25 protein-coding genes and 1 riboswitch are annotated in these 22,525 nt (G+C 55.2%); of the genes, 20 read left to right on the top strand and 5 right to left on the bottom strand.

All coding sequences use genetic code 11. From position 1 onward, the window contains the following. Positions 1–84: 84 nt before the first annotated feature. The 8 genes from BUA65_RS09240 to BUA65_RS09205 all read left to right on the top strand — a co-directional run bounded on the left by BUA65_RS09240 (position 85) and on the right by BUA65_RS09205 (position 4,725). Positions 85–369: a hypothetical protein gene (locus tag BUA65_RS09240; protein ID WP_072869125.1), complete on the top strand. Its 285-nt coding sequence runs from the start codon at positions 85–87 to the stop codon at positions 367–369. 26 nt (positions 370–395) lie between these two features. Then, on the top strand, positions 396–1,079 hold the full coding sequence (locus tag BUA65_RS09235; RefSeq protein WP_072869123.1) for a hypothetical protein: 684 nt from the start codon (positions 396–398) through the stop codon (positions 1,077–1,079). 61 nt (positions 1,080–1,140) lie between these two features. Beyond that, on the top strand, positions 1,141–1,539 hold the full coding sequence (locus BUA65_RS09230) for a hypothetical protein (RefSeq protein ID WP_072869121.1): 399 nt from the start codon (positions 1,141–1,143) through the stop codon (positions 1,537–1,539). Positions 1,540–1,588: 49 nt separating this feature from the next. Continuing rightward, complete coding sequence (locus BUA65_RS09225) at positions 1,589–2,875, top strand: ParB/RepB/Spo0J family partition protein (protein ID WP_165613226.1); 1,287 nt, start codon at positions 1,589–1,591, stop codon at positions 2,873–2,875. Continuing rightward, entirely contained in the window at positions 2,875–3,474 is a 600-nt protein-coding gene (locus tag BUA65_RS18835; protein WP_072869118.1) for a hypothetical protein, read from the top strand. The genes BUA65_RS09225 and BUA65_RS18835 overlap by 1 nt, the downstream gene beginning before the upstream one ends. A 156-nt stretch (positions 3,475–3,630) precedes the next feature. Further along, the gene (locus BUA65_RS09215) at positions 3,631–3,939 is read left to right on the top strand and encodes a nucleotidyltransferase family protein (protein ID WP_242656286.1); all 309 of its coding nucleotides are present in this window, start codon (positions 3,631–3,633) and stop codon (positions 3,937–3,939) included. Then, positions 3,923–4,261 (top strand): HepT-like ribonuclease domain-containing protein, encoded by a 339-nt coding sequence (locus BUA65_RS09210; RefSeq protein ID WP_072869116.1) that lies wholly within the window; start codon positions 3,923–3,925, stop codon positions 4,259–4,261. Before BUA65_RS09215 ends, BUA65_RS09210 begins: the two co-directional genes overlap by 17 nt. 209 nt (positions 4,262–4,470) lie before the next feature. Further along, a complete protein-coding gene (locus BUA65_RS09205; RefSeq protein WP_131821485.1) occupies positions 4,471–4,725 on the top strand; it encodes a hypothetical protein in 255 nt (84 codons plus the stop codon). A 263-nt stretch (positions 4,726–4,988) separates the two neighbouring features. Here the strand turns inward: BUA65_RS09205 and BUA65_RS09200 are convergent, their stop codons facing one another. Together BUA65_RS09200 and BUA65_RS09195 are read right to left on the bottom strand one after the other, a co-directional pair. After that, a complete protein-coding gene (locus BUA65_RS09200; protein ID WP_072869113.1) occupies positions 4,989–5,279 on the bottom strand; it encodes an XRE family transcriptional regulator in 291 nt (96 codons plus the stop codon). Then, positions 5,280–5,672: a type II toxin-antitoxin system RelE/ParE family toxin gene (locus BUA65_RS09195; RefSeq protein WP_072869111.1), complete on the bottom strand. Its 393-nt coding sequence runs from the start codon at positions 5,670–5,672 to the stop codon at positions 5,280–5,282. 110 nt (positions 5,673–5,782) lie between these two features. On the opposite strand from BUA65_RS09195, the gene BUA65_RS09190 reads away from it, so the two are divergent. The 10 genes from BUA65_RS09190 (at position 5,783) to BUA65_RS09145 (ending at position 17,594) form a co-directional block, all read left to right on the top strand. Then, a complete protein-coding gene (locus BUA65_RS09190; protein WP_072869109.1) occupies positions 5,783–7,012 on the top strand; it encodes a copper amine oxidase N-terminal domain-containing protein in 1,230 nt (409 codons plus the stop codon). A gap of 64 nt (positions 7,013–7,076) precedes the next feature. After that, the gene (locus tag BUA65_RS09185; RefSeq protein WP_072869108.1) at positions 7,077–9,029 is read left to right on the top strand and encodes a hypothetical protein; all 1,953 of its coding nucleotides are present in this window, start codon (positions 7,077–7,079) and stop codon (positions 9,027–9,029) included. A 38-nt stretch (positions 9,030–9,067) separates the two neighbouring features. Then, positions 9,068–11,776 (top strand): hypothetical protein, encoded by a 2,709-nt coding sequence (locus BUA65_RS09180; protein ID WP_072869106.1) that lies wholly within the window; start codon positions 9,068–9,070, stop codon positions 11,774–11,776. A gap of 160 nt (positions 11,777–11,936) precedes the next feature. Beyond that, entirely contained in the window at positions 11,937–13,505 is a 1,569-nt protein-coding gene (locus BUA65_RS09175; protein WP_072869105.1) for a stalk domain-containing protein, read from the top strand. Between the two features lie 222 nt (positions 13,506–13,727). Beyond that, positions 13,728–13,816: riboswitch (cyclic di-GMP riboswitch) on the top strand. 125 nt (positions 13,817–13,941) lie between these two features. Next, a complete protein-coding gene (locus BUA65_RS09170) occupies positions 13,942–15,018 on the top strand; it encodes a tetratricopeptide repeat protein (RefSeq protein ID WP_072869103.1) in 1,077 nt (358 codons plus the stop codon). Positions 15,019–15,536: 518 nt separating this feature from the next. Further along, on the top strand, positions 15,537–16,199 hold the full coding sequence (locus BUA65_RS09160; RefSeq protein WP_072869099.1) for a glycosyltransferase family protein: 663 nt from the start codon (positions 15,537–15,539) through the stop codon (positions 16,197–16,199). A gap of 154 nt (positions 16,200–16,353) precedes the next feature. Continuing rightward, the gene (locus BUA65_RS18830) at positions 16,354–16,692 is read left to right on the top strand and encodes an HD-GYP domain-containing protein (RefSeq protein WP_242656285.1); all 339 of its coding nucleotides are present in this window, start codon (positions 16,354–16,356) and stop codon (positions 16,690–16,692) included. 6 nt (positions 16,693–16,698) lie between these two features. After that, on the top strand, positions 16,699–16,980 hold the full coding sequence (locus tag BUA65_RS18820) for an HD-GYP domain-containing protein (protein WP_341349616.1): 282 nt from the start codon (positions 16,699–16,701) through the stop codon (positions 16,978–16,980). A 75-nt stretch (positions 16,981–17,055) separates the two neighbouring features. Beyond that, a complete protein-coding gene (locus BUA65_RS09150) occupies positions 17,056–17,349 on the top strand; it encodes a hypothetical protein (RefSeq protein WP_072869098.1) in 294 nt (97 codons plus the stop codon). 11 nt (positions 17,350–17,360) lie between these two features. Next, positions 17,361–17,594 carry a hypothetical protein gene (locus tag BUA65_RS09145; RefSeq protein ID WP_072869096.1) on the top strand — a complete coding sequence of 78 codons (234 nt, stop codon included), beginning with the start codon at positions 17,361–17,363 and terminating at the stop codon, positions 17,592–17,594. 390 nt (positions 17,595–17,984) lie between these two features. On the opposite strand, the gene BUA65_RS09140 is transcribed toward BUA65_RS09145, so the two are convergent. Next, positions 17,985–18,767, bottom strand: a complete 783-nt coding sequence (locus BUA65_RS09140; RefSeq protein ID WP_165613225.1) for a polysaccharide deacetylase family protein — start codon at positions 18,765–18,767, stop codon at positions 17,985–17,987. Between the two features lie 322 nt (positions 18,768–19,089). Continuing rightward, positions 19,090–19,356: a hypothetical protein gene (locus tag BUA65_RS09135; RefSeq protein WP_072869093.1), complete on the bottom strand. Its 267-nt coding sequence runs from the start codon at positions 19,354–19,356 to the stop codon at positions 19,090–19,092. Between the two features lie 781 nt (positions 19,357–20,137). Here BUA65_RS09135 and BUA65_RS18055 point away from each other — a divergent pair. Further along, positions 20,138–21,247, top strand: a complete 1,110-nt coding sequence (locus tag BUA65_RS18055) for a hypothetical protein (RefSeq protein ID WP_131821484.1) — start codon at positions 20,138–20,140, stop codon at positions 21,245–21,247. On the opposite strand, the gene BUA65_RS09115 is transcribed toward BUA65_RS18055, so the two are convergent. Next, positions 21,155–22,009, bottom strand: a complete 855-nt coding sequence (locus BUA65_RS09115) for a polysaccharide deacetylase family protein (RefSeq protein WP_072869086.1) — start codon at positions 22,007–22,009, stop codon at positions 21,155–21,157. The genes BUA65_RS18055 and BUA65_RS09115 overlap by 93 nt on opposite strands. A 79-nt stretch (positions 22,010–22,088) precedes the next feature. Between BUA65_RS09115 and BUA65_RS09110 the strand changes: the two genes are divergently transcribed. Continuing rightward, positions 22,089–22,310 carry a hypothetical protein gene (locus BUA65_RS09110; RefSeq protein ID WP_072869084.1) on the top strand — a complete coding sequence of 74 codons (222 nt, stop codon included), beginning with the start codon at positions 22,089–22,091 and terminating at the stop codon, positions 22,308–22,310. Positions 22,311–22,525 lie beyond the last annotated feature (215 nt).

Here is a 22,525-nt window from a genome sequence, read left to right as displayed (position 1 = left end):
GTAGCGGACGGGAACGGTTGAGCTGTCACCGGCGTTCGGATGCCGGGTTTTCTCTTTTCAGGAAGATACCTGGGGGGTGTTTCTATGTTCAGGGTCAGGCTGGCGTGGAGAGCGTTTTTGTGCGTCGTAAGCCACTCGGCGAGCGTCCTGTTGGTCGAGTTTTTCCTTTCGTGTGCCGCGGACCTGGTAATGGTGGGCGTTAGAGGTTCTGTCCCGCCGCCGGCTGTAATGCTGTTCCCCTTTGCTGTCATTCCCGCCACTCTGTTTGCGGTGTTTCTGGCGTGCTGTTTCTCTCCGAGAGTGGCCGTCAAATACAGGCTCGGCTATTTTGAGGCGAAGGAATCCGTCCTGGATTTCACGAAACCTTGAGAAAAGATCGAGCGGGGGGTCTCGGTATGGGCGGTGTAGTCGGCGGGACGTTTTTCTGGTTTGTGGTGGTGCCGGGAGTGCTGTACCTCCTTCTTACTGGAAGGACCCGGGAACTGGCTTCCCCCGGCGGCTGGCTCCTGGCCGCGGCAATAGGTGTCCTGATAATGTTTCCGGCGGGTCTGGTCTGGACCTTCGCTGAACCGCAAAAGTTCCTCAGCTTCCTGCAGGAAGGAAAGATTGACGCTGCCGACCTCGTGCGGATCGGTATCGGGATATATTTAACCTGGCTGTCCGGAACAGCTTTTCACTATCTAAAGCAAATCAACCAAAAAATTGGAAAGTTCTGGCTAAGTATGAACAAATCGTTTACCGAGGGGCAAAAATTGTCTGTAAAGTACGACCTGGTGAGAAAGCTGATGGAGACGTTCTACGCTGCTGATGTACTGCCTTACCTGAAGTTATGGTCCGGGGACAGAGTTATCAGCGGTTACTGTCTCAAATACGCGTGGAAAGAGCCATCCTATTTGCTCGTTGCCGAGGACAAAGAAAAAGGGCAGCAGGTTTTGAAGGTATTTGTCGGTACGGTAGACGCAGTGGAGGTTGTGAAGGAGCGCTGTATCTTCAAGAGACCCGGTGCCGTGGACGAGTTCTTCCGGCTCGTACACTCTGACCTGCCGGAACTGATGCGGGAACGGCAGGACGGTTGCTGAACCTCCACCAGCAGGCAGCTTTCGACAAAAAACAGCCGGTATTTTTTTGGGGGTGTAGAAAATGTCTGATCCCTGGCTCGAGAAACACGATAGGGTTTTCGGTGCGGCGGCGGTGGGTATGACTGCGTTCGGCGGCGGCCTGTGGCTGGTCCCGCTTTCCAGCTTCAGGGACCACTTCGCGGACGAGAGGCAGGCCGCGGCAGCTCTCCTGGCGCTGGCGGCCGCCCTCTTCCTGGCGGGGTTCCCTGCGGGCTGGCTCGGCGGCGGGTCTTTTTCGAAGTCCCCTCTCCCGGTCTGGCTGGGGATGACCGGGTCGTACCTGGTGCCCGCGGCGGCGTGGTTCGCGGGTTTGGAGCCGGGCTGGCCCGCGTGCCTGCCGTGGGCGTGGGGGTTCGCTTTCGCCGGGAGCTGGGCGGGGCTGGCTGCGGGGCTGATGCTGGCGCGCCGGAAAGCGAAATAAGCCTGTGCCGGGCATGTGCCCGGCTTTCCTTTTTTTGGAGGTGGTTTTCGTGAACCAGGTACCAGTTGATCTTCTCAAGCCCCATCCGAAGAACAAGGAGTATTTTCCGGAGGGTTTACCGGAACCGCTGTGGAGTGAGCTAGTGGAGGACATTAAGGAGAACGGGATAATCAACCCGCTGGTGGTGGCGCTGGACTATACGGTGTTAGCCGGTCATTTACGGCTGGAGGCGGCGAAACATGTGGGCCTGACCCACGTGCCGGTGGTCATCAGGGACGTGGACCCTGAAAGTGACGAAGCGGTAGCTTTGCTCATTAAGGACAACTTATTGAGGCGGCAGCTGAACGACATGCAGGTGGCGAGGCTGGTCAGGATGTTGAAGGAAAAGTACGGGTTAAAGCGAGGAAATAACCAATATTCAGGAAGTGGATGCGACAAATTGTCGCAAGCTGTTGGTTTGAACAAGCGGAAACTTGAGAGGCTTGATAAACTTAATGATCTTATCCCTGAACTTCAGACTTTGGTGGAATCCGGTAAGTTGAATGTAACGGCGGCTTACGAATTGGCTTTTCTTTCTTCAGAAACGCAGGAACAACTGCTCGTTGCTTTAGGGGAGAGCATTACCGAGCTCAAACAGTCCGAAGCGAAAGAGCTCCGCCGGAAGATCGAGGCGGAGGTCAGGGCGGAGGCCGAAAGGCGGGCCGCTGAACTGCAGCGGTCCCTGGAAGCCCTGAAGGCGGAAAAGCGGCAGGTTGAAGTCCTCTGGGAGAACAGGGAGCGGGAACTCACCAGGACCATAGCCGACCTCCAGAGCGCTCTGCGGGAAAGCGGGGACCGGTTGGAGACTGAGCGGCTCCGCCGTGAACTGGAAGAGACCCGGGAAAAGCTCCAGCACGAGCGGGCTGAGGCGAGGCGGCAAATAGACGCGCTCAAAAGACAGCTTGACGAAATGTCGTCAAAACAGTCGGAGGTAAAAGAAAAAGTGGTAGAGGTGGTCCCGCAGAAGGTCTTGAACGAGCTCCAGAAGCTCCGGAAAGAGCGGGACGCCTACAGGGAGAGGCTCCGGGAGCTGAACGAGCGGGAGGAGATCTTGAGAGAGACAGTTGAAGGCCAGGCAAAAAAGCTGGAAGAGGACGCGGCTTTCTTCGTGTCGCGGGTCAGGGCGTTCCTGAAAGAGACGTCCCTCCTGGCATACACGGCCAGGGAAATCTACCGGTGCCGGCCGGAGATACAGCGGGAGTACGATTCCGCCGTCAGGTCCGTCTTGAAGTGGGCGGAGGACACGCTGACCACCATGGGCGGTTCGGTAAAAGCGATAGACGTGGAGGTGGTGTAATGTTCTCGATTCAGGCCATGCAGGAGGAGATCCGCAGGGAAGAGCACCTGGAAGTGGCTGCCGCGTTGTCCCTGCTGTCGTTCAGGGACGGCAAGCTCTTCGACGGCATGAAGGTAAAGCCCCACATGCCGACCCTGAGCAGGGCGCTCAATGTCGTGTTGAGCCGGTTACCGGCCCCGGAGATGCGCCTGTGCGGCGAAGTGGCCGCTGAAGTCCTGAAGGCGGTTGCGGAATACCCGTCCTTCAGAACGATAATGGACACCGAGAAGGACAGGTTCAGACAGTGTTTGCAGATCTACGTCGCCCGGCAGGTCCTCCTGGCGAAGTGCCGGCAGGGTAGCGTCATTTCCCCGCTGGCGCGGCGCGCCGCGGTGGTCTTCCTGGAAATGCGCCTCCTGGAATCTTCCGTGGCCGCGGGCGTGAACCGGGCCGCCGACAAGTTCCTGGAGGGCGGGCTCGACCCGGACGGGCTGGTGGAAGTCCTTTCGGACGTGGTGAGGAAGGAATACGAAGAACTGGTGGCCAGGCTGGAAGCGGAGGCGCTGCCGGAAATGGAGAAGGGTGAGCTGGTGCAGTTGCTCGAAGTAGCGGCTGGTTGATCTGGTTTTGCCGGGTTTTTCGAAAATCCTGCCTGAGCCGATTTTTAAAATCGGACGCGGGCAGTAAGCAAGCTGACTGGAACAGGTGGATTTTTAAGCAGGTAGATGTTACAATATCTGAAGAACTCTCAAAAAACCGAGGCGAGTGGGTTGTTTATGGTTGCAAAACCGCTTTCGAAAGACATGGTTTTTGCGGAGATAGGGAAAATTGTGGATGCGGTAAAAAACTATGGGGTACGGCGAATAGGAGTATTTGGATCCGTGGTGCGTGATTGTGCCGGTGAAGAAAGCGATCTGGATCTTATTGTGGAATTTTCGGAGAAGACTTTCGACAATTATTTCGACCTCAAATTCTTTCTTGAGAATGTGTTTGGAAGGAAAGTGGACCTCGTAATCGCTGAAACTATCAAGCCGCACCTGAAGCCGCGTATTCTTGCGGAGGTGGAATATGTTCCGGGATTTTAGAGTGTATCTCGAGGATATTCTGGAAGCGGCTGAGAGGATACAGCGATACAGCGAGGGTCTTTCGTACAATACTTTCTCACAAGATACTATGGTACAGGATGCCATTATCAGGAATTTAAGCGTTATTGGCGAAGCGGTAAAAAAGGTTCCCGGGAAAGTCCGGGAAAAATATGCAGACGCAGACTGGCGGAAGATAGCGGGTATGCGGGATATTTTGATTCACGAGTATTTTGGAGTTGATTTGGAAATCGTATGGGATGTAGTGCAAAATAAGTTGCCGAAGCTCAAGCGAGTAGTTCAAGAAATGCTCCATGTTGAATGACATAAGATTTGCCTGGTTTTAGCCAGGCTTTTTCTTTTTCCGAAAAGCCTCGAAAATCAACGAAATCCCCGCACCCCGCTCCGAAAAACAAATATCTTCCAGTACAGAACACCCGTTTTAGTCAGGGAAGGTCAAATACCACTTTTGTCATTTCTACCAGTATGTGTTAAGATAAAGTCAATCAAAGTCAAAGTTAAGGCAGGTTGGGAGTGGTCAACGTGCCCGAGCTCCGGCTCCTCAAGATAGCGAAGATAGGCACGCCGCACTTCACGCTGCCGGCCTCGTTCCTGCGCTCCGTGGTGAAGAGGTACGGCTACCGGCACCTGGCGGTGTACCAGTACGGCAGGGCGCTGGTGGTCGTCCCGGTGAGCGTCGAGGTGGACGGGGAGGCTCTGGAGGGCGTGAGGGGGCTCCTGGAGGCCGGGAAGAGAGGTGATCCGTCCCGGAAGGCTGTGGTAGAATAAGATAAAATTAACTAAATAAAGAAAAGAGGCGGTATTCGTAAGAAACTGAATACCGGACCGCCCCGATGAATTCTTGACAACAATTATGTTTCGCTATTATAATTTAGCCACACGTAACCGCCGGAACACGGAATTCCGGCGGCGATACAGGCTGATTGCTGGCGCGCGGAACGTCAGCAAGATTTAGGATCGGGGTCGGTGGTTTTAACTAACCGGCCCCTTTAATTTCTTGGGGGTGTAGGATGGATACTCCGGAAAGGGAATCAATTTGCTTGTCGTTTTGGCTTAATCTCCAGTTTGAGATCTAAGGCATCGAGAGCTTTCGTAACAGTGGCAAAATTTCCAATGCGACCCCTTTCCAGCCGGGAGACCTGAGCCTGGGTTAGACGGGCTTTCCGGGCAAGAGTTCCCTGATTCCAGCCGCGCCGGGTTCGCTCGGCTATGATTGCCCTGGCGATCTGGTAGCGCAGTTCGTCTTCAAGCATTTCCTTTACGATTTGCGGCTTATCTTCAAGACGTTTAGCAATTTCGTCCATGGTCACAAATTCAGGCATTCATTTTCCCTCCCGTCGTGTTTGTAGAAATCTGCGGAGGATATTTTCAGCTTTGCGGATTTCCGACCGCGGCACCTTGTTCGATGTCTTACGGAAGCAATTTGTTAAGAGAAACTTATCGCCCAGGACTGAAAAGAACAGTGTCCTCTCATCGTACCGGGCAAATTTCGTCCGCAGTTCCCATAACTTTTCCGAGCTTTCCCAGATGCGGTGGATATACCTGTCTGGCAAACTAAGTCCGAATTCATTCAGCAGCATGATGTCGTGGAGCATTTTTGCCGATATCTTTGGTTGGGGGTGATTTAAGATGTAGTGCATGACTTCTTCTGTCATTATGATCCTGTCACATCGGGATAACCGCTCCAGCAGTTCTTTTTCGGTGGTTCGATTCATCGTTTCCACTCCAGGTTCTATTATATCAGAATTGATATAACAAGGTCAACAATCTCGGCCCGCCGGGGCCGTCAACCCGGCGAAAACTTAACGAAGGAGCGTGAACGCATGTGCGTAAACTGACCTTATTGCTCGGTTTTCTCCTGGCCCTGCTGGCCTTCGCCCTCCCGGCCCTGGCCGCGCCCGCGCACAAGGCCGTGTTCGTCATCGGGCAGAAGAGTTACACCGTGGACGGCCAGGCGAAGACCATGGACGCGGCGCCGTTCACCCGGAACGGGAGGAGCTACGTCCCGGTGCGCTATTTGGCTCTGGCGCTGGGAGTGGCCGAGAACGACATCATCTGGGTGGGCGACACCGGGGACGTCAGCCTGAAGCTGGGAGATAAGCTGGTGCAGATGAAGGTGGGGAGCAGGACCCTGTACGTCAACGGTCAGGCGAAGCAGATGGACGTGGCTCCCCTGGTGAGGAACGGGCGCACCTACCTCCCGGCAAGGTGGGTAGCTGAAGCATTCGGATATGCGGTAGGTTGGGACGAGAAGGCCCGGGCCGTGACCGTGTACCCGCCGGGCCAGGAGCCGCCGGAAGTGAAGCCGCCGGTACAGCCGCCCGTTGCCGGCAAGGTGAGCCTGAAGGACATGCCGGTATTGAGCGATGCCGACCTGGACGCGATGGGTATTAAGAAAATACCGCTGGTCAAGGAGTGGCTGCCCGACAAACCGGGGTGCGGGATTGTTTATCCGGTTCAAGTTGTTGGGTATCAAGTTGGATCCAGGAACGTAACAATGTGGAATTACCCTCCTCCGAGCGGGCGGCCGATTATCTATGACCCCAGTCAGTCTGATGGTATTATGCTGGGCGTTGAAGCTATAAAGTATCGCAAGAAGTGGACCACTACTCTGTCCGCTCCTTTGGCGGTAGGTCCGGGGAAAACCGACTATCCGTGGGATGATGAGTTCGCGGCGACCTCCGTGCTGGAAGCTTTCGGCATCCCGAAAGAGTGCTGGCACTGGGACGAAAAGAACCAGGTGCTGACCATGAGGGGGGCCGATACGACGAATGCTCCGGCATGGATATTCGGACGGGACAATCCTGCGAACCGTATACGGTACATTCAGATCCAGGCCGGGACGCCCTATATCAAATGGGTGAATGAAAACGGAAGAGTTGAGATAAGCGAAAAGCTTAGCGATGCTCCTTATGTAAAAGACGGTCGTTTGATCTGGGATGGTCAAACTTTAGCGAACTTTGTTTTACAACTCCACCATGACATTGCTGCTTATGGTAGCGGTGTCAAAGAACCGACACCTGAAACAGATAATCTCCCAGCACTACATCTGTAATTAAGAATAAATGCCGAGTAACTCGGCTTTTTTTCTTTTCAGCAAGTTTTAAGGAGGGGTTTTTATGAGGTTTAAGAATCGTCTGTTTGCAGTCTTTTTGATGGTGGTTTTTTTGCTATCTCAGTTACCTGTATACGCTTGGGCGGGTGATAATTGGGAAAACCCTCAAAAGCACGAGGCTCCGCAGGAATACAAGGATAAAGGCAAAAGCCTCTACACGCGGGAGCACTGGACTAAGTTCTACATCAACTACAACGGCTACGACCTGGGGGAGAGCGGCGCGAAATACGTCGGGGCGCTTTACGCTGAGGTGTTCGATACCCCGAACGACATTACCCAGGGGTTCACGGGAGTGCATCCAAACAGGAACTTATGGCAACCAGGGAACCAAAATGATGCCGACATTGAGAGTTTCCTTAAAGGTTTTCAAGTTCCTAGAGGCAGCACCGGCCACTGGCTGGTCAGCCCGTCGTACCTGAGTACCCAGAATGAAACTGTCCTGGTTACGTCCCCATCTGGAGAAAAATTTTTCGTTGAAACTTCTGCCCGCTACGTCCTGTCCAACCAGAGCGGGATGAAACGGGACGTGCCGGTTCAGAAGGTCAGCGGCTCCTGGAACGTGCCGCCAGGGACTACTGTCCGGGAGCCCGTGAAGGTGTCCAACAGCCCGGTGGACACCGCCGGGGGCAGACTGAACAACGGCTCCGGCCGGGCGGTGTACTGGCGGGCGTGGAACGGCTCCTACGGGGCCAGGGCGCTGACCCAGCACGCGGCGGCCGCACTGTACAACTATCCCAACACGTCCAGCGCTGTGGTGATAGCGTCCTTCCCGTACAACGTCTACGTCCCCTACGTGAAGAAGGTATACGACAACGGCAACACCGCCAGCTACGACTGGGCCGTGGTGAACCAGACTCCGCTGCACCTCTGGAACATCACGGTGCGGGTATACACGAAGGGTAAGAAGACAGGAAAGTGGAACCTGGTGCAGATTTACAACAACATCGACATCCCGCCGGCGAAGAGGGACGGCAGCGGGCTGACGCGGGAGCCGTCGAGTAAAGATATCATGGCACAGGCTGCAGGACGGTACTCCGTAGCCTATCCCCTGCGCTATACCGAGGTCCCCAAGCCCTCCGAGGATTACGACGTTATTGTAACGGCCAACGTGAACCTGAACATCCAGAGCGGCCAGGCGTCGTTCCCCTCGGCTTCCATCGACTCCGGGATGAGGGGTGCGTACGATGCGGGCGGCGTCAGCGGGGCGGCCCCGCCGGGACTGCCTCCCGCGGAGACTGTGGAGCAGTGGAACAAAGCCTCGTCCATTTTAGGCGTATCCCTGCCGCGGGGGTACAACGACAACGTGGCCTCGGCGTCGGACACAGGGGCGGCGCTTCCTCCCCCACCCGGGAGCGGAGACACCGCCGGGCCGAACGACCTTGCAGTGACCAGCATAGAAGTGCTGGACGCGGCCACGGGACAGCCGGTTTCCAGCCCGCAGGAGAACCAGAATCTAAAGGTGAAAGCTACCTTCAAGTCATCGTTTAACGTCGGTGGTTGGGCCAGGTTGAGGCTCTACAAGTACCAGGTGGAGTACAAACGGTTGGACCAGGTTGGCGATAGCGTGAACATGTACTTCGAACCCAATGCCACCAAAACTTACGAATGGAGCCCCGGCAACATCGGCACGGGCCAGTACAAGTTCATCGTCTCCATCGACTACTACAACAACGGCAACGACCCGTCCAGCGGCTGGCGAGCTGAAAAGTTCGACGGGAAGTACGACGAGAAGACTTATGACAACAACAAGATGGAGAAAGACCTGACGGGGACGGAAGCACCCCCGTGGGAACCGCATCCGGTCCAGTGGAGTCAACCTGTCTGGTACCCGCCGCTGGTGTGGAAAGAAGTGCCAGTATACGAAACAATTACAGAACCCATTTACGGGTGGAAGAAGGTAACGTTCCGGAAAGAAGAACCAACCGATGTGAAAAAGCGGGTGCGGCTTACCGAGTAGGCCGTACCCGTACTAATTCTGAACAGGGGGGATAAACTTTGCGCAGGCTAGGGATCTTGTTAATGTTCTTTTTGCTCGTTTTGTTTATTGTCATACCTGCTTCTGCCGGAATCCAGAAACAGTGGGCTGATTTGGCGACAAGTGTGGACGCAAATGGTAATATCATAACAACCAGGGTTTACGGATATTATGCCGACGTTGAAGGGTTCGGCCAGGTATTCGTCGTTTGTGATCCCGACACGGGACAGGAGACGGGTGATGCCTTTGTTCCCGGAGGGAAGATCGGAGAGAAACAGTCACAGAAAATCGTCCGGTACGACAGGAGACAGGATCTTGATTGGGACCACCCGAAGCAGATCAGCCCGGTCCGTTTGTCCTTGATCGCGCCGAATATTCCTACGGAAACCAGGTATGATTGGGATTACTACGATCAAACGGGACAGCTGGTGAAAAAGGCAGAAAACATGTTTGCCTGGCCGATGGACTGGTCCTTCGCCCGGATGATCCCGGGTTCTGACCCGAACTACTGGCTCATTGTCGGCGTTCTGGAAAACCCCAACCCTTACCCGGTGAAAGCGGAACTTGGGGTAAATATCTTCGGTTGGAATTCCGGATGGAGCTCTAAATGGATAGATAAAAAAGCACAAGAAGTTTTGCTTGGTCCCAACGAAACCAAGTACATGCTTTTAAATTACGGGCAGGAAGAAGACTACCTGGCAAAGGAATTATGGTGCAAGTGGCCGAGGCCGGGATGTTCCGTCGCTTACTATTACGTTAGAATCGACGGGGTTGGAGATCCGGAATACCCTGATGTTTTGAAGTCCGGGGGTGCGTACGGGTTTTTTGTTCCCTATGTCCGCTGGGACGGCACCAACCCGGTGGTGAAGCCCCTGATCCCCATGAGGCTGGCGTTCAGCTTTAATTGCTATTCGAACGACCCTTACAAACGTGATTATTATTACTACTATTATGGAGGGCGCGAGTGGCCGCCATGCTCCGGTCGCGCGGAATATGACCCCGTGAAAGGCGACTGGAACGTTTCAGTTTATTTTTGGGAGCTCGAGGAGAGAAATTGGGCAGGACAGTATGAAAATAAACCCAGCTACATGTCGGACGAGCAGTGGGAACAAATCATAAACCGGGCAAGGCAGAACGCGGTAACGACGCTCAAGAAGCTTTTTCTGACCTGGTACCCGAGGGTGCCGTTTTGGTGTTCGTGGTGGGATGACTATTCCATGTACGTCAACGGTGACACGGGGCAAGTTTATAATTCTGGTGGCGGGAGTCCTCCTGCTGATTTTTGGAGGAATATATGGTATCGCAATTTCATAGTATCGTTTGGGTATTTGGAGCCCGTGCCGCCGAACGATGCGCCGCCCGCTTACCCTCCAAGTTGGTGGTGGGCCAACATCCGCTGGGGCGGTTGGCTCTACACGACGTATGGACCTTATGCAAGCGGAGCCGAGTTACCCGCCCCGGTATTGTCCAGTTTTCCGAGAACGGGTACTGACGAGTTTAACTACGATGTTTACTACTGCAACTATAGAGACGGGGATCGCTATGAAATCGTGATACCCAAAGGGACCGGGATATATTACCGGTCAACAGATGTGCGCTACTACGACCCCAATGGTTGGATGAGGTACCTTCCCGTGACTGAAGCCATACCCATGTTCATAGAGCAGTACAGGTTTGTCTCGACGCAGGGGGACTTCGGCTACCTGATTAAGGAAACCGTGCCGGGTTACCTGCTCTGGGTTGATACGGAGAGGAGACCCGTGCTGAACACCGTTACTCAACCGGTCGAGGTCAACGTCACATGGCGGTGCTGGGGTAACCAAACCACCTCTAACTTCAGCAGATTGGTGGATGTTTACCGCTATTGGCGGTGGACGCCGCAATCGGGTTGGCAGTTCTTGGGACAATCGCCTAGCGATGGCACGGTAACGTTGCTCAATAGTTACTATACTTCGGTTTGGACGGTTAGTTTCAAGTACAACCATACCGTGAGCGGCAGCAACTCAAACGACTTTCAGGTATCCTGGACATATAGGTGGGGGAATGGAGCTCCCACCCTCTACTGGCCGGGAGCTGATATGCTCCGGGCAAAAATCGCGAGTATGGCTAATAGGGATTACGAGGGGAACCCTCTCGTCAACTATGTGAACATTGACCCAACGATTTCCCTGCCCATGGTACCTTCTCTCGAGGCGAATGAACAGAACAAGTGGATCGCTTTTTGTGAAAAGAGTAGTAGTGCGGAATTCGTGAGGGGACGTTCTGCGGGGGAATCTTGGGGATCCTTTGAAACCCGCACGCTGGCTGAAATTGTTAATAACATAGTCAGCCCGGTGCTCTCCTCTCAAGAGGAAGCGGTTTTCAACGGTGGTGGCCGATTCGTGATGACACCAACATTCGCAGCGGGAAAGGGAGGTATTATCGGGGGAGCGCAAAAGTATCTCATTCACTACCAGAAAGTATGGGATAGCAAATGGGAATGGTATGTCTGGGACGATCCCACATACGATGCTATAGGTTTCCCCGGCGCAGATATGACGCGTTGCTCGTACATTTCTACCTCTTCTCCGACGGGCGGCTTCGTAGTCAAAGCCGACGATGAGTATCTAGGCGAGATTTTACGAAGAAGGTATACAGAAATTCCGTTTGGTGATTATGTTCCCCTTACGCAAAGGTTGTGGCGGTTTTATAGTGGAACAATTTACCCCCCGCCTTACCCGGAGGGCTAAGTCAGGAGTTAACAGTAGCTAGCTGATTTATTAAATTGGTGTGCCGGGTGCCCCTTCTATGGGGTGCCCGGCCTCTTTTTTGGCTCGCGGCAGGGAAATCTGGTCTTTCGTCGAATATTTCCCTCAATTAGCAAAAACTAAAAACAGAGGAGGGATTTCCTTGTTTCTGCGGAGAGTGATGGCTCTGACCGTTGCACTGTTGCTTTCCCTGACGGTAGGGCTCGCTGCTGCTTCTGCCGAGGAAAGCGCGGCTTTTCAGGAGGTGCTGAAAGAACGGGTTGCCAAGTTCTGGGTGTCGCCTAATTTCGCTCGAGACGGCACGGTTTTCGCCATCACCGAGTCATGGCCGGAAGTGGGGAGCGCCCCTGAGGGCTTTTCTCTACACCGCAGCACGGACGGCGGCAAAACCTGGACCGAGGTGAGGTGGCTCATCGATAATACCTACCGGCAGCCGGAAGAAATAGCTTCCGTCCACGACCTGGTGTTCCTCCCTGACGGTGCGCTAATGCTGTCCGGCACTTTCAGTTCCGGCGAGGAGTTCCTCTGCCGCAGCGTGGACAGCGGCCGGCGGTGGGAGAAGATCGAAACTAATTCCGGCGCCTTGCTTAATTTGGAAGCCGCCGGTAGTAATTTGCTTGGCGTCTTCAGGATACCGCGGCAGGATCTGACCGTACTCAGGGTTTCCTTTGACGGCGGCAGAACCTGGAGCGATGTGCGCACGGACGTGATCGGTTACGACGGGGGTCTGGCAGCTCTTGACTCGAATACATGGGTTGCCGTCTTGGACGGCGGTAAGGTAGCCGTTACGCTTGATGGAGGCAGGACATGGCACGAAGCTGGCATTAGGCTCGCGGGAATCTCTGCAGGACTCCGTGAGCCCGGTCGGCCTGTTCAGATGATCTGGGGTCGTGTTGCAGGCTGCGTCGAGCCCGACGGCACTAAGACAGCGGTTGCGTGTGGCCCGGGGGCATCGGCACAGGTCTTCATCTCGCGGGATTTGTTGCGTTGGGAGCCCATCGACCAAGCCCAGTTCGAGTTGCGTCCGAAGTACTCGGCCAGCAGGGTAATCAGCGTAGCAGCGGCCCCCGGCGGGTTGATCTTCGCGGGTACACCGGACGACTGTGTACTGGTTTCGGAGGACTACGGGGCTACATGGAAACCTGTAACTGAAGGTGTTTCAGATGAAATACTCGACATCAAGAGTGCCCCTGCTGGGGATTCCGTGGTAGTGCTCGCGGCAACCCAGGACGGGCTGCTCCGCATGGAGTACCGGAAACAGCAGGAAGCCAAAATCCCGGAACAGCAGCCGGGAGAAAAAAAGCAGGGGGAGGGAGAGCGGCAGCCCGATGAGATGGTAGCCCCGCCTGTTAAGTTTGTGGTCGGTCAGAAGACCTATCGTGTTGGCGACCGGGTGTTCAATATGGACGCTGAGACGTTCACCGAAGACGGCCGGACTTATGTACCAGTCCGTTATTTGGGAGACGCCCTGGGCACGGAAATCAAATGGGACGGGGCGACCCAAACGGTGACGCTGATCAAAAACAACGTAACCGTAAAGCTCGTGGTGGGGAACAAGGTTATCAATGTCAACGGTCAGTCCAAGCAGATGGACGTGGCCCCGCTGGTCCGCGGAGGTCGTACCTACCTCCCCGCGCGCTACGTAGCCGAAGCGTTCGGGTACAGGATGGGCTGGGATCCGGCAGCACAGACCGTGAGCGTAACAAAATAGCCAGTAATAAATATGACGGGCAAGGTAAGTTTTTTCGAAGACCGGGTGCTCCTTTTTTCGGGGTGCCCGGCTTTTGTTTTTTTGGAGACTTTTTTTCCTGTGCCCAATCCCTCCGGGGAGGGAAAAGCAAACGATTAAGCGGAGAAAATCCCGGTTTAACCGGACCTTTCAGAAGCCCCCTCAAAAAAGGAAGACATGCCGTACTATGAACTTAGAAGGAATCCCCACCAAAGGCAAACCCGGCGAAAGCCGGGGGCGCAAAGCCAAGGGGCCTAAAGCGGTTGATCCGCTACGGCAGCCCGGTTGCTGGGGAAAGAGATCGGAGTTTCCCCGGTGGCCGGCTGATCTTAAAGGAGGAGGTGAGGTCCGGCAAACCGGGGACGTTTTTTGAGTTAGCTTCTGGCGAAAAACACTTTGTAAAAAGGAGGAGGCAGGAATGAAGAGAAAAACCAGGCTGTTTCTCAGCGCGTTAACTCTGGTCATTTTCCTTTTCGGTACGATCGGGACGGCGTTCGGCATGGGTAAGAAGGATCACGGCAGAATGGATAACACCGGCGTAGGAAAAGAGCTCCAGGAGAGTTCTACCGCGGAAGACGTATACCAGCATAGAGAGAATCGCGACTTTGAGGTTAAGACCCGCACGAACAACGATGGCGACGAGTTTCAAGTGAAGGTGGAGGAAAGGCTTGGGCGGGAAATCACCGAAGGTATCGAGGACGAGGAACTGACCAAGCCGGGAGCGAAGGGCCTCGAAGGGCGCATCGCCGAACTGGAAAGGAAACTGGCAGAAAACCCCGGCGACCAGAAGCTCCTCTGGAAGCTGGCGGTTGCCTACCGCAATACCGGGGAATACGACAAGGCCATTGAGACATTAAAAGAGCTGGAAGGACAACTGCCGCACCCGACAGCTAAAGTCGCGGTGCTGCTGGCCCAGTGCCTGAAGGCCAAGGGCGACAAGGAAGCGGCGCTGGCTGAACTGGAAAAGCTGCTTGAGTCGCCCGCCGCGACCGTGCCGGGTGCCGTGTACGCCTACGAAGGCATTCTAAAGGAAGAACTTGGCAAGGTGAAGGAAGCGGTAGGGGACGTGGAGAAGGCCATCGCCGCCGAACCGAAAGATAAGGACCTGTACAGGAAGGCAGGCGAACTCTACAGCAAGGCGGGCGAGAAGGGTATCAAGGTGTTTGTGAAGGGCAGAAAACTCGCGTTTGACACCGAGCCCTTCGTCGCAAACGGCCGCACCATGGTGCCGGTCCGGGCGATTGCGGAAGCTCTGGGTCTGGACGTGAACTACGAAGACGGCGCGGTTGTCATCACGAACCCGGCCAGCGGGAAAACGGTGACCCTGTACCTGGGCCGCTCCGAGGCGGAAGCCGGCGGGCGGAAAGTGACCCTCGACGTACCCGCGCAGGTGGTCCCGCCAGGCCGGACGGTAATCCCGCTCCGCTTCGTAAGTGAGAACCTTGGCGCGGACGTCAACTGGGTTGAGGATGGCCAGGTGGTGGCGGTCAACTAACGGCGAAAGCAGAAATAAAGCCGGACATCCCTTTCCGGGGGTGCCCGGCCTTTTTGATTTTTTGGAGGATTTTTCGGTTTCCAGTATATTTTACGGGTAGTCATTTATTAGTGGGGGTTTAAGGCAAGAATGAAAAAAGCGAGTAACGCCGTAAAACAGCAAGGTGCGATATCTGAAAAGTTTGGTACGATAAGCGTCGTATGTGTCCATATTTCCTCTTTTTCTTGTCTGCGTTGGACTTTTCCTGTTTACTCTCACATTGGAAGGTATTGTATGGAGATAGTCACATGGTGCGATGTTGGTACCGGATGTTTCGGAGAAGGGGCGTCCGACCTTTTTGCTGTTCCTGGCCTGCGGCGCCGGGATGTACGGGGGTGCCTTTGAGCGGAAGGCTGTGATGTTCCGGCGGGCGGTGGTTCCCTTGCTTGCGATAGCGACAGTGATAGAAATATGGGTCACGCCGGAAATCACTCGCATCGGTTTCAGTCGCAAGGATGGTAGGCGCGGTCAGCGTGTGCATGCTCGATTGGTTCGGCAACTATGAAAAGCGGTTCAGGGAAATGCCCGACCTGATCATGGCACCCCACCCGCGGGTGGTGGAAGAAATGCGGGAGGCAGGGTTCGACGCTTCCGGGGTGGTGGTGCTGGGCAACCCGCATTTCGACCGTCTAAAGCAATTCCGATACGTACCATCCAACGGACCGAAGAAGAAAGTGGTATTCTACTCCCAGCCCCTGGAAATGCACGGACAGAAGCCCACAGAAAAGCAGGCTCTGCTTGCCCTGGTATCGGTGCTGGAGCGGCTGCGGGAGGAAGGTTGGGACTTCGAGCTTGTCCTGCGCCCGCACCCGAGGGAAAATAAGACTTGGCTGAAGGAATGGCTGAAAGTCTTTCCATGCACTTCGTGGAACGAGGGAGGGGAGTCTCTATTGCCGGCGATGAATGCGAGCCTGGTGGTGGGCGTGAACTCCACGCCGCTTTATGAGGCATTATGGTTGGGCGTGCCCACGGTATTCTACCAGGGAGATGTGCTTTTGCTGGAAAAAGAAGTACGGGAGATTTTGACCGGGAGGAAGAAATTCGCTCCCGATCCGGCGGTGGCGGGGTTCAACGCTACGGAAAAATGCTTTTGTTTTCTGGTCGGGCTGGCGGCAGGCATTGCCAGGAAGAAAGCCGCCTGATTGGAGGCATTTGGATGAATTTGTTTAAGCAGAGATTACCTTGCCGACCGCAGCAGGTAACTCTTTCCGAAAGCCGGGCAATCCCTTCTTTTCTGGGGTGCGCCCGGCTTTTGCTTTTTGCGACAAGTGCTGTTCAAGAAAGGTGGTTTTGCAAGTGCGCGCACTCATTCTTCACCGCCCGGGCCTGCCCGGGTGGCTGTCCGAGATGTTGAAGTACCAGGGTCCGAACCGCCTGGCCGTGCAGATGCTTGCCTGGCACGAGACGCTGTATTATCACGCCATCGCCACGGCGGTATACGCCGAGGTGGTGGGCCGGGCGGTGGGTTTACAAGAGAAAGAACTGGAATGGCTCACCCAGGGAGCGTTCTTCCACGACTGCGGGAAAATAAGTTGGCCGTCCTGCTTGACAGACAAGAAAGGATTGGACGGTGAAGACCGCAAACTTGTCAACGCCCACCCCATAGCATGGGAGTATTACCTTCGGGAATACTAGCCTGACGTGCCGGATCCGGTGTGTCGTGTGGTCAGGGAACACCACGAGAGGTCGGACGGTTCGGGCTATCCGAATGGCCTGGGAAACGGAGAGATACATCCCTTGTCTGTGATAGTCGCGGTGGTGGAAGTCTATACGGCGCTCTTGGAGCACCGGCCCTACCTGGACAGGAGCTTCACGAAAGTCGAAGCTCTGGCGGAGCTGGAGCGGCAGAGATTCCCAGGGAAGCTTATCCAGGTGCTGGCGGGGGTTGGGGAAGTGGCGGTGGGGAAGGTAGTGGGAAAATAGATAACACTAGTGTTTTATACTAGTGTTATCGGTGTGGTAAAATACTAGCATAAAACACTAGTGTAAGGTGATCACATGCGCGACAAGAAAGTAATGTTGTACCTGGAAGAGACGGAGTACCGGCGGCTGAAAGAGCTTGCCGCGCGGGAAAACAAAAGAATTAGCGCTTTCGTAGTCGATCTGATCCGGAATTTTGACGTTCCTGCCAGGAAAGCAATGGAGTGTATGGAGTACAAGTGCAACCACTGTGCCAAAACGGTCTGGACGGATGCCTGGTCAGCCGTGCTGCCGGAGAAGTGCCCGTACTGCAACGGTCGCCTGGTTTCCAACGGGCGCTTGGGCACGGTGGTGCTGGGGCCGGTGCGGTAGGCGGTACAATAATGGGGGTGGTTGCCGTAAAACGTCACGACAGGGCTCACATTGTTTTTCACCGCCGCAGGTACCTAGCGCGGCGGCTGAAGCTGGCGCGTCAAATTTTCGGGATGTCCCTGCACGACTTCGCGGAGTGGGCCGAAAAGTACGCCGGGCGACTTAACAAGTGGAAGCTGGTGTGCTCGTGCCCGTTATGTCGGGATCCGAAGTACCGGGAGGGCCGTGTTAAAGAAAAGAAATAGTGGCAGAAGGAAGCTGGGGTGGACGTGCTTTGATTCTGTTCAAACCTGAACACGTAGAACCCATCCTTCCAAGCCACAAGACCCAAACCCGGCGGTTGGGTAAGAAACGGTGGAAAGCCGGCTCTGTCCACCAGTGCAGGTTAAATTACCGGGCGGAGCCGTTCGCTTACGTGAAGGTAACCGCTGTCCGGCGGGAGAGGCTGGGCGACATTACGGAGGAGGACGCACGGAAGGAGGGCTATCCCTTCGGTGGATGCGTACCGGGAAGCGTTCAAGGGGACATACGGCTCCTGGGAGCCGGATGCCAGGGTATGGGTGGTGGAATTCGAGCTGGCCGGGCAATTTCGACCATTTTGGAATTTTGTCAGGGCTACTTTACATTTTTTTCATTTACCATGCCGCCGGAATATTTTTTTCATCGACAATGGCAAAGGCATAGCCTCTGGATTTCAACAGTTCAATGGTCTTCGGTAAAGCTTTGATTACGGCCTCCCGGCTTTCGATGTAGTGCCCCAGAGGTGTATTGGGTGACGCCTTTAAGGTATTCAGTTGCGTTCCATCGTGAAGCAGAATAATGGGCGTTATTTGCAGTTTCTCCACCTTATTCAACCCGTTGAGTACATTGTTGTACACTTGATCGGGTGTTACGCCTCGGGGATTGTCGTCTCCACCCACTACATTCCAACCAATTGAATAATAACCGTTGGCTTTTATTGCCTTCCAGAATTGCGGTTTCAGGTTTTTCGGTCCGGCTGGAGCGCGGAAGACCTTCACCGGTTGTCCGGTTATGGCCTGCACGGCGTCACTGCAACGGTTCAAATCGGCGATAAAAGCTTCCGGAGAGCGGTATATTTTTTTGTAATCATGGCTGAAGGTATGGTTGGCCAGACCGTTGCCTTCGTTCACAATACGGCGCACTACGTCGGGGTTCTTCACTACGTTGGTGCCCACCACCATAAACGTGGCCCGGGCACCTTCCTGTTTAAGGATATCCAGGATACGCGGGGTGAATATGTTATTGGGACCGTCGTCAAAGGTCAGATAAACCCTTTTGTTGGATACGGCTTCGGCCCTGGGAATGGAAGACGGTGCAATTGGTGGGGTGTTTGATTTGTTTGTGCCGTTCGGAGCCGGGCCGCAACCAGCGAGGACGGCCAGCAGTAACAACAACATAACCGCCAGCGCACTAAATGGAATCAGGTTACGTCTCGTCATAAATTCTGGTCGTTTCTTCCTGCAGGAGAAATAACGACCGTCCTCCTTTTATTGGCGGCAATAACGGCCGTCACTACAATTCCAGTTATACTATACATTTTGTCGATTACAGGTGCAAATGACTTTTTATGCTACTTTAGCTGAGCTTTTCCAAGCAAGGGCTACTGCGCCGGGAAGGAGTATGTGATTCTGCCCGTTTTTGCAATTTTGTCAGGCTACTTTACATTTTTACCCTTAATTATTTTGTAAAGTACAGTTGGCATTTTGCTATGCAGGCAGGTTATGTTGCCAATCCCCGCCATCGCAGTACCGCCCTGATGGAACGCAGTGAGAAGACGGCTTCTGGTTTTATGGCATCGCTTCCGTGCCAGAGATTGCAGTTGTGCCGGTTGTCCTCCATAGAGTAGGTAAGCAACTCCCAGAAGCCCTGATGATATTCCTGCCACGTCTGATGACCACCGGGGGGTCTCTCGTAGACCTTTTCCCACCCGTTCTCCGTGAGAAATTTTTCTACTCGCTCAGACACAAAAGGCAGTTGTTTTTGCATGGCAATTCCCCGCTTTTTCTTTTTCTATAATAAGACATGCGAACCGGTCCCGGACTTGGAAGGAACGACAGTATGCATCAGATTGGTAGAAGATGAGGGCGGGGACTGCTACGACATCCACGGGCGCGTTTCTGAGAGCACCCGGATCGTTGCGTCCTGCTTTCGGAGGTGGAAAACAGCTTCTTTTCTTCTGATAATTACCTAAAATAGGTATTACCAACCAATATTGCATGATATAAACTAATATCAGGTGATGTTCACCTTTCATTCTCCCGGGATGTTCCCGGGAAAGGGCAGGGGCTGGCCCGGTGGGAGAAAGACCGTTGGAACGTGCGGTCGGCTGGCTTTTGGCTGCACGCGAGGACGGCTTTGACGATGACGCTTTCCACGGAAAGCGGAGCACTGCCGGGTAGCCTGCACTGGAATATGCGGGTAACGGTATTCCGGTCGGCCAAACCGTCCCTGTCCTTCAGGTGGGAGCCTTTGGGCGATAAGACCACCCCGCCGTTTGGAAGCCGTCAGGCTGGATAAAGACGGTGGGCCTTTCGGGTCTGCTGGATGACGTACCGGTTTGGCGGTGACTGCTTCGGGCGGGACTCCAGAAGCCCGCGGTCCGCCTGCCCCGTCAGCCGGGCAGGTGGGGGTACCCGGCCTCTCGGAGAGCGTAAACTGCTTTTGCTGTCACTTTTATCGCTACTTGATAGAAGTTGATAGCAAAAATGAAACAGTGATAGGGCTTCCATGGATAACGAATACTTTCGGAATATCAGGAGGAGTTCCGTTGCAAAAGCGGGATTATTCGCTTGACCTGTTGAAGACACTGGGCTGTGTCCTCATGCTTTTCGCCCATTCTCACGTTGCCACGGACGGCTGGATCACGCACCAGCTCGTTTTTCTGGGGACGTTTGCACCCGTTATTTTTTTTAGTGTCAGCGGGGTGACCACGGTGCTTCAGCTCCGTGCACGGTCCGCTGGCAGCCTGTTCCTCTTCTACGCCCTGTTCTTCTTCCTCGGGCTGAGTTTTGTGGGCGCCAAAGGGGTTAACTTCTGGCACGAACCGCAATGCGAGGTGCCCCAGGGCATCGCCCTGGGGGTCATCGCAACCACCTTTCTCGTGCGGTGGCTCGGTCCGGAGATGAGCGGATTTTTGTTTCCGCTACCGTTCCTGCTACACCTGATGGCCAAAAAGATGGCCATCCCAGCCTCTATAGCAACCGGCTTCCTTGTTCCACCGGGGCTCTTCCCTCTTTTTCCCTGGCTCGCTTTTTTCCTCTGGGGGATTTTCTGTTACTCTCACCAGCGGACTGCCGTTCTGGTTACTCTTGGTGCGGGAGCTGCTTACGCCGTCCTCTCCCTGCAAGGCCTGGGGCATTGCGAAAAGTGGGATATGAACACTCAGTATTTCCTGGTCGGCCTTGTGTTGTACGGGTTTCTGGCCGTCGTGCGACCGTTCATTCAGGCAGTTCCGGGGTGGCTGGTTTACCTGGGCCGGCGTTCACTCTTTTTCTTCTACGCCCATTACCTGTTGCTCTATCTTTGGCACAGGTCCACCCTGCCTGCGGTGCCGGCCCTGGTTTGGCCGCTCGTCCTCGCCGGGGTGGTTGCCTTATCCCTGGCGTTCGAAAGGATCAACCGGCTGGTTGAACCGGCTTGCTTTCTTACCCCCTCCCGGGCAGCCACATTCTGGGTGCTGATGTTGGGTACCGTCCTTCTATCCCCGACGCTGGTGCCCGCTCCCTGGTTGCCACCGCTTTCCTACGTGTGCGGCTTCCTGTTCGCGCTGAACTACCGGCAGCTCTCAACGCTGGTGCTGGAGGTGGTCGGTGGTATGCGGGGATTGTTCCGGCACCGCGCCGGCGTAGGACGCCGGGTCTCTGGCCCAGCGCGGTAGCCACGTCGAAGGCGGCGGTTTGAAACGCACGCCACGGGCCACGCCGCGAATGGTGGCCACCATCTTTTCGGGTGACATCTCCGGGACACCTGCGTTCACCCGATAGATGCGGTGTGGGTTCTGCCCGCGCTTGTTCGCGCCGGTAAGGACGGTGAAGAAATAGCGGTACCCCGCGTCAAGAAGGACACGGTCGAGTTTCGGCGTGTAGGCGCCATAGGGGTAGGCGAAGTACGGCGTGGTGCTCCCCAACTCGCAGTGAAACACCTCCTGGGCGCGCAGGCTGTCGGCCAGCATTCGGGTGCGGTACTCTTCCGGCGTTTCTTTGCGGCCGGTCCCGGGGTCATAGATGTGAGCAACGGTGGCCGGCGCGGTACACTCCGGGCCGGTCGGGGCGGGGTAATGGGCATCGAAGGTATGCCCGCCAAAGGTAACCAGGCCCGAGGCCGCCATCTCGCGCGCCTGCGGCCATGTGAGAAATCCCGGTTTTTTGCCTATGTACCCGGCAATCAGGAAGACCGTGGCGGGTACGTGGTACCGTTTCAAGACGGGGTACATATATGAGTAGACGCCGGCGTAACCGTCGTCGAAAGTTATGAGCACCGCGTTGGCGGGTACGTCGTGCCTGCCTTCCAGGAAGGCCGCCAACTGGCCGGCGGAAACGGGCCGGAAGCCTGCGGCGAGCAGCTGGTGAACATCGGTAGCGAACGCTTCCGGCGTGATGGTTCCCCTTCCGCGGTAGGAGGCGCTAATGTTGTGGAACATAAGTACCACCACGCGGTCTCGATAATAGACCGGCGCCTGCGCTGTGCGCCGTTTTGCTGCAGAGAGGGTAAGTCCGGGGATGTCGCGCCTGGAGGCGGGCTTAAGCGTCAACGGAAATAGGCAACCAGAGGCTAGCGATACCAGGGCTGCCGCAATGAGGACCGCCGCGACAGCCAGAAACGCTACCCAGGCCAACCGCCATGGGCAAAAGGTGCGCTCGGGTGTTGAGCTGCGGGAACTGGTAACCGGGATGGTGCTCACCTCCTCAGAGTCGCTTTTTAAAAAAATTCGTCATTCTTAGCGATCCTCCTGCCGGTTGCTGGTTTGCCGGAATCAGGTGCGGAGGACCAGCGGGTCTCTCGGGTAGCCGAAGACGGTGTACCCCTTTTCGTTTAGGTGTTTGAAAAGCAGCGGGATGGTAAAAATCCTGTTTCTCCGGAAGCGGGACAATAGGAAAGAACAGGCGACCGACAGGAATCCCAAATACCTGGTTATCGTTCAGAAAGGCAGGTTCAG

Origin of the sequence: Desulfofundulus thermosubterraneus DSM 16057, from assembly GCF_900142025.1 — a bacterium.
GTDB classification, from domain to species: domain Bacteria; phylum Bacillota; class Desulfotomaculia; order Desulfotomaculales; family Desulfovirgulaceae; genus Desulfofundulus; species Desulfofundulus thermosubterraneus.
This window is presented reverse-complemented; position numbering and strand designations above follow the sequence as displayed.

Bases quoted from the DNA above. Each gene is read 5' to 3' on its own strand.
- BUA65_RS09145 (WP_072869096.1), top strand. From the start codon at position 17,361: ATGGGGGTGGTTGCCGTAAAACGTCACGACAGGGCTCACATTGTTTTT.
- BUA65_RS09110 (WP_072869084.1), top strand. From the start codon at position 22,089: ATGTCGCGCCTGGAGGCGGGCTTAAGCGTCAACGGAAATAGGCAACCA.
- BUA65_RS09135 (WP_072869093.1), bottom strand. From the start codon at position 19,356: ATGCAAAAACAACTGCCTTTTGTGTCTGAGCGAGTAGAAAAATTTCTC.
- BUA65_RS09235 (WP_072869123.1), top strand. From the start codon at position 396: ATGGGCGGTGTAGTCGGCGGGACGTTTTTCTGGTTTGTGGTGGTGCCG.
- BUA65_RS09200 (WP_072869113.1), bottom strand. From the start codon at position 5,279: ATGCCTGAATTTGTGACCATGGACGAAATTGCTAAACGTCTTGAAGAT.
- BUA65_RS09160 (WP_072869099.1), top strand. From the start codon at position 15,537: ATGCTCGATTGGTTCGGCAACTATGAAAAGCGGTTCAGGGAAATGCCC.
- BUA65_RS09170 (WP_072869103.1), top strand. From the start codon at position 13,942: ATGAAGAGAAAAACCAGGCTGTTTCTCAGCGCGTTAACTCTGGTCATT.
- BUA65_RS18835 (WP_072869118.1), top strand. From the start codon at position 2,875: ATGTTCTCGATTCAGGCCATGCAGGAGGAGATCCGCAGGGAAGAGCAC.
- BUA65_RS09210 (WP_072869116.1), top strand. From the start codon at position 3,923: ATGTTCCGGGATTTTAGAGTGTATCTCGAGGATATTCTGGAAGCGGCT.
- BUA65_RS09140 (WP_165613225.1), bottom strand. From the start codon at position 18,767: ATGTTGTTGTTACTGCTGGCCGTCCTCGCTGGTTGCGGCCCGGCTCCG.
- BUA65_RS09240 (WP_072869125.1), top strand. From the start codon at position 85: ATGTTCAGGGTCAGGCTGGCGTGGAGAGCGTTTTTGTGCGTCGTAAGC.
- BUA65_RS09230 (WP_072869121.1), top strand. From the start codon at position 1,141: ATGTCTGATCCCTGGCTCGAGAAACACGATAGGGTTTTCGGTGCGGCG.
- BUA65_RS09195 (WP_072869111.1), bottom strand. From the start codon at position 5,672: ATGAATCGAACCACCGAAAAAGAACTGCTGGAGCGGTTATCCCGATGT.
- BUA65_RS09185 (WP_072869108.1), top strand. From the start codon at position 7,077: ATGAGGTTTAAGAATCGTCTGTTTGCAGTCTTTTTGATGGTGGTTTTT.
- BUA65_RS09150 (WP_072869098.1), top strand. From the start codon at position 17,056: ATGCGCGACAAGAAAGTAATGTTGTACCTGGAAGAGACGGAGTACCGG.
- BUA65_RS09215 (WP_242656286.1), top strand. From the start codon at position 3,631: ATGGTTGCAAAACCGCTTTCGAAAGACATGGTTTTTGCGGAGATAGGG.
- BUA65_RS09115 (WP_072869086.1), bottom strand. From the start codon at position 22,009: ATGTTCCACAACATTAGCGCCTCCTACCGCGGAAGGGGAACCATCACG.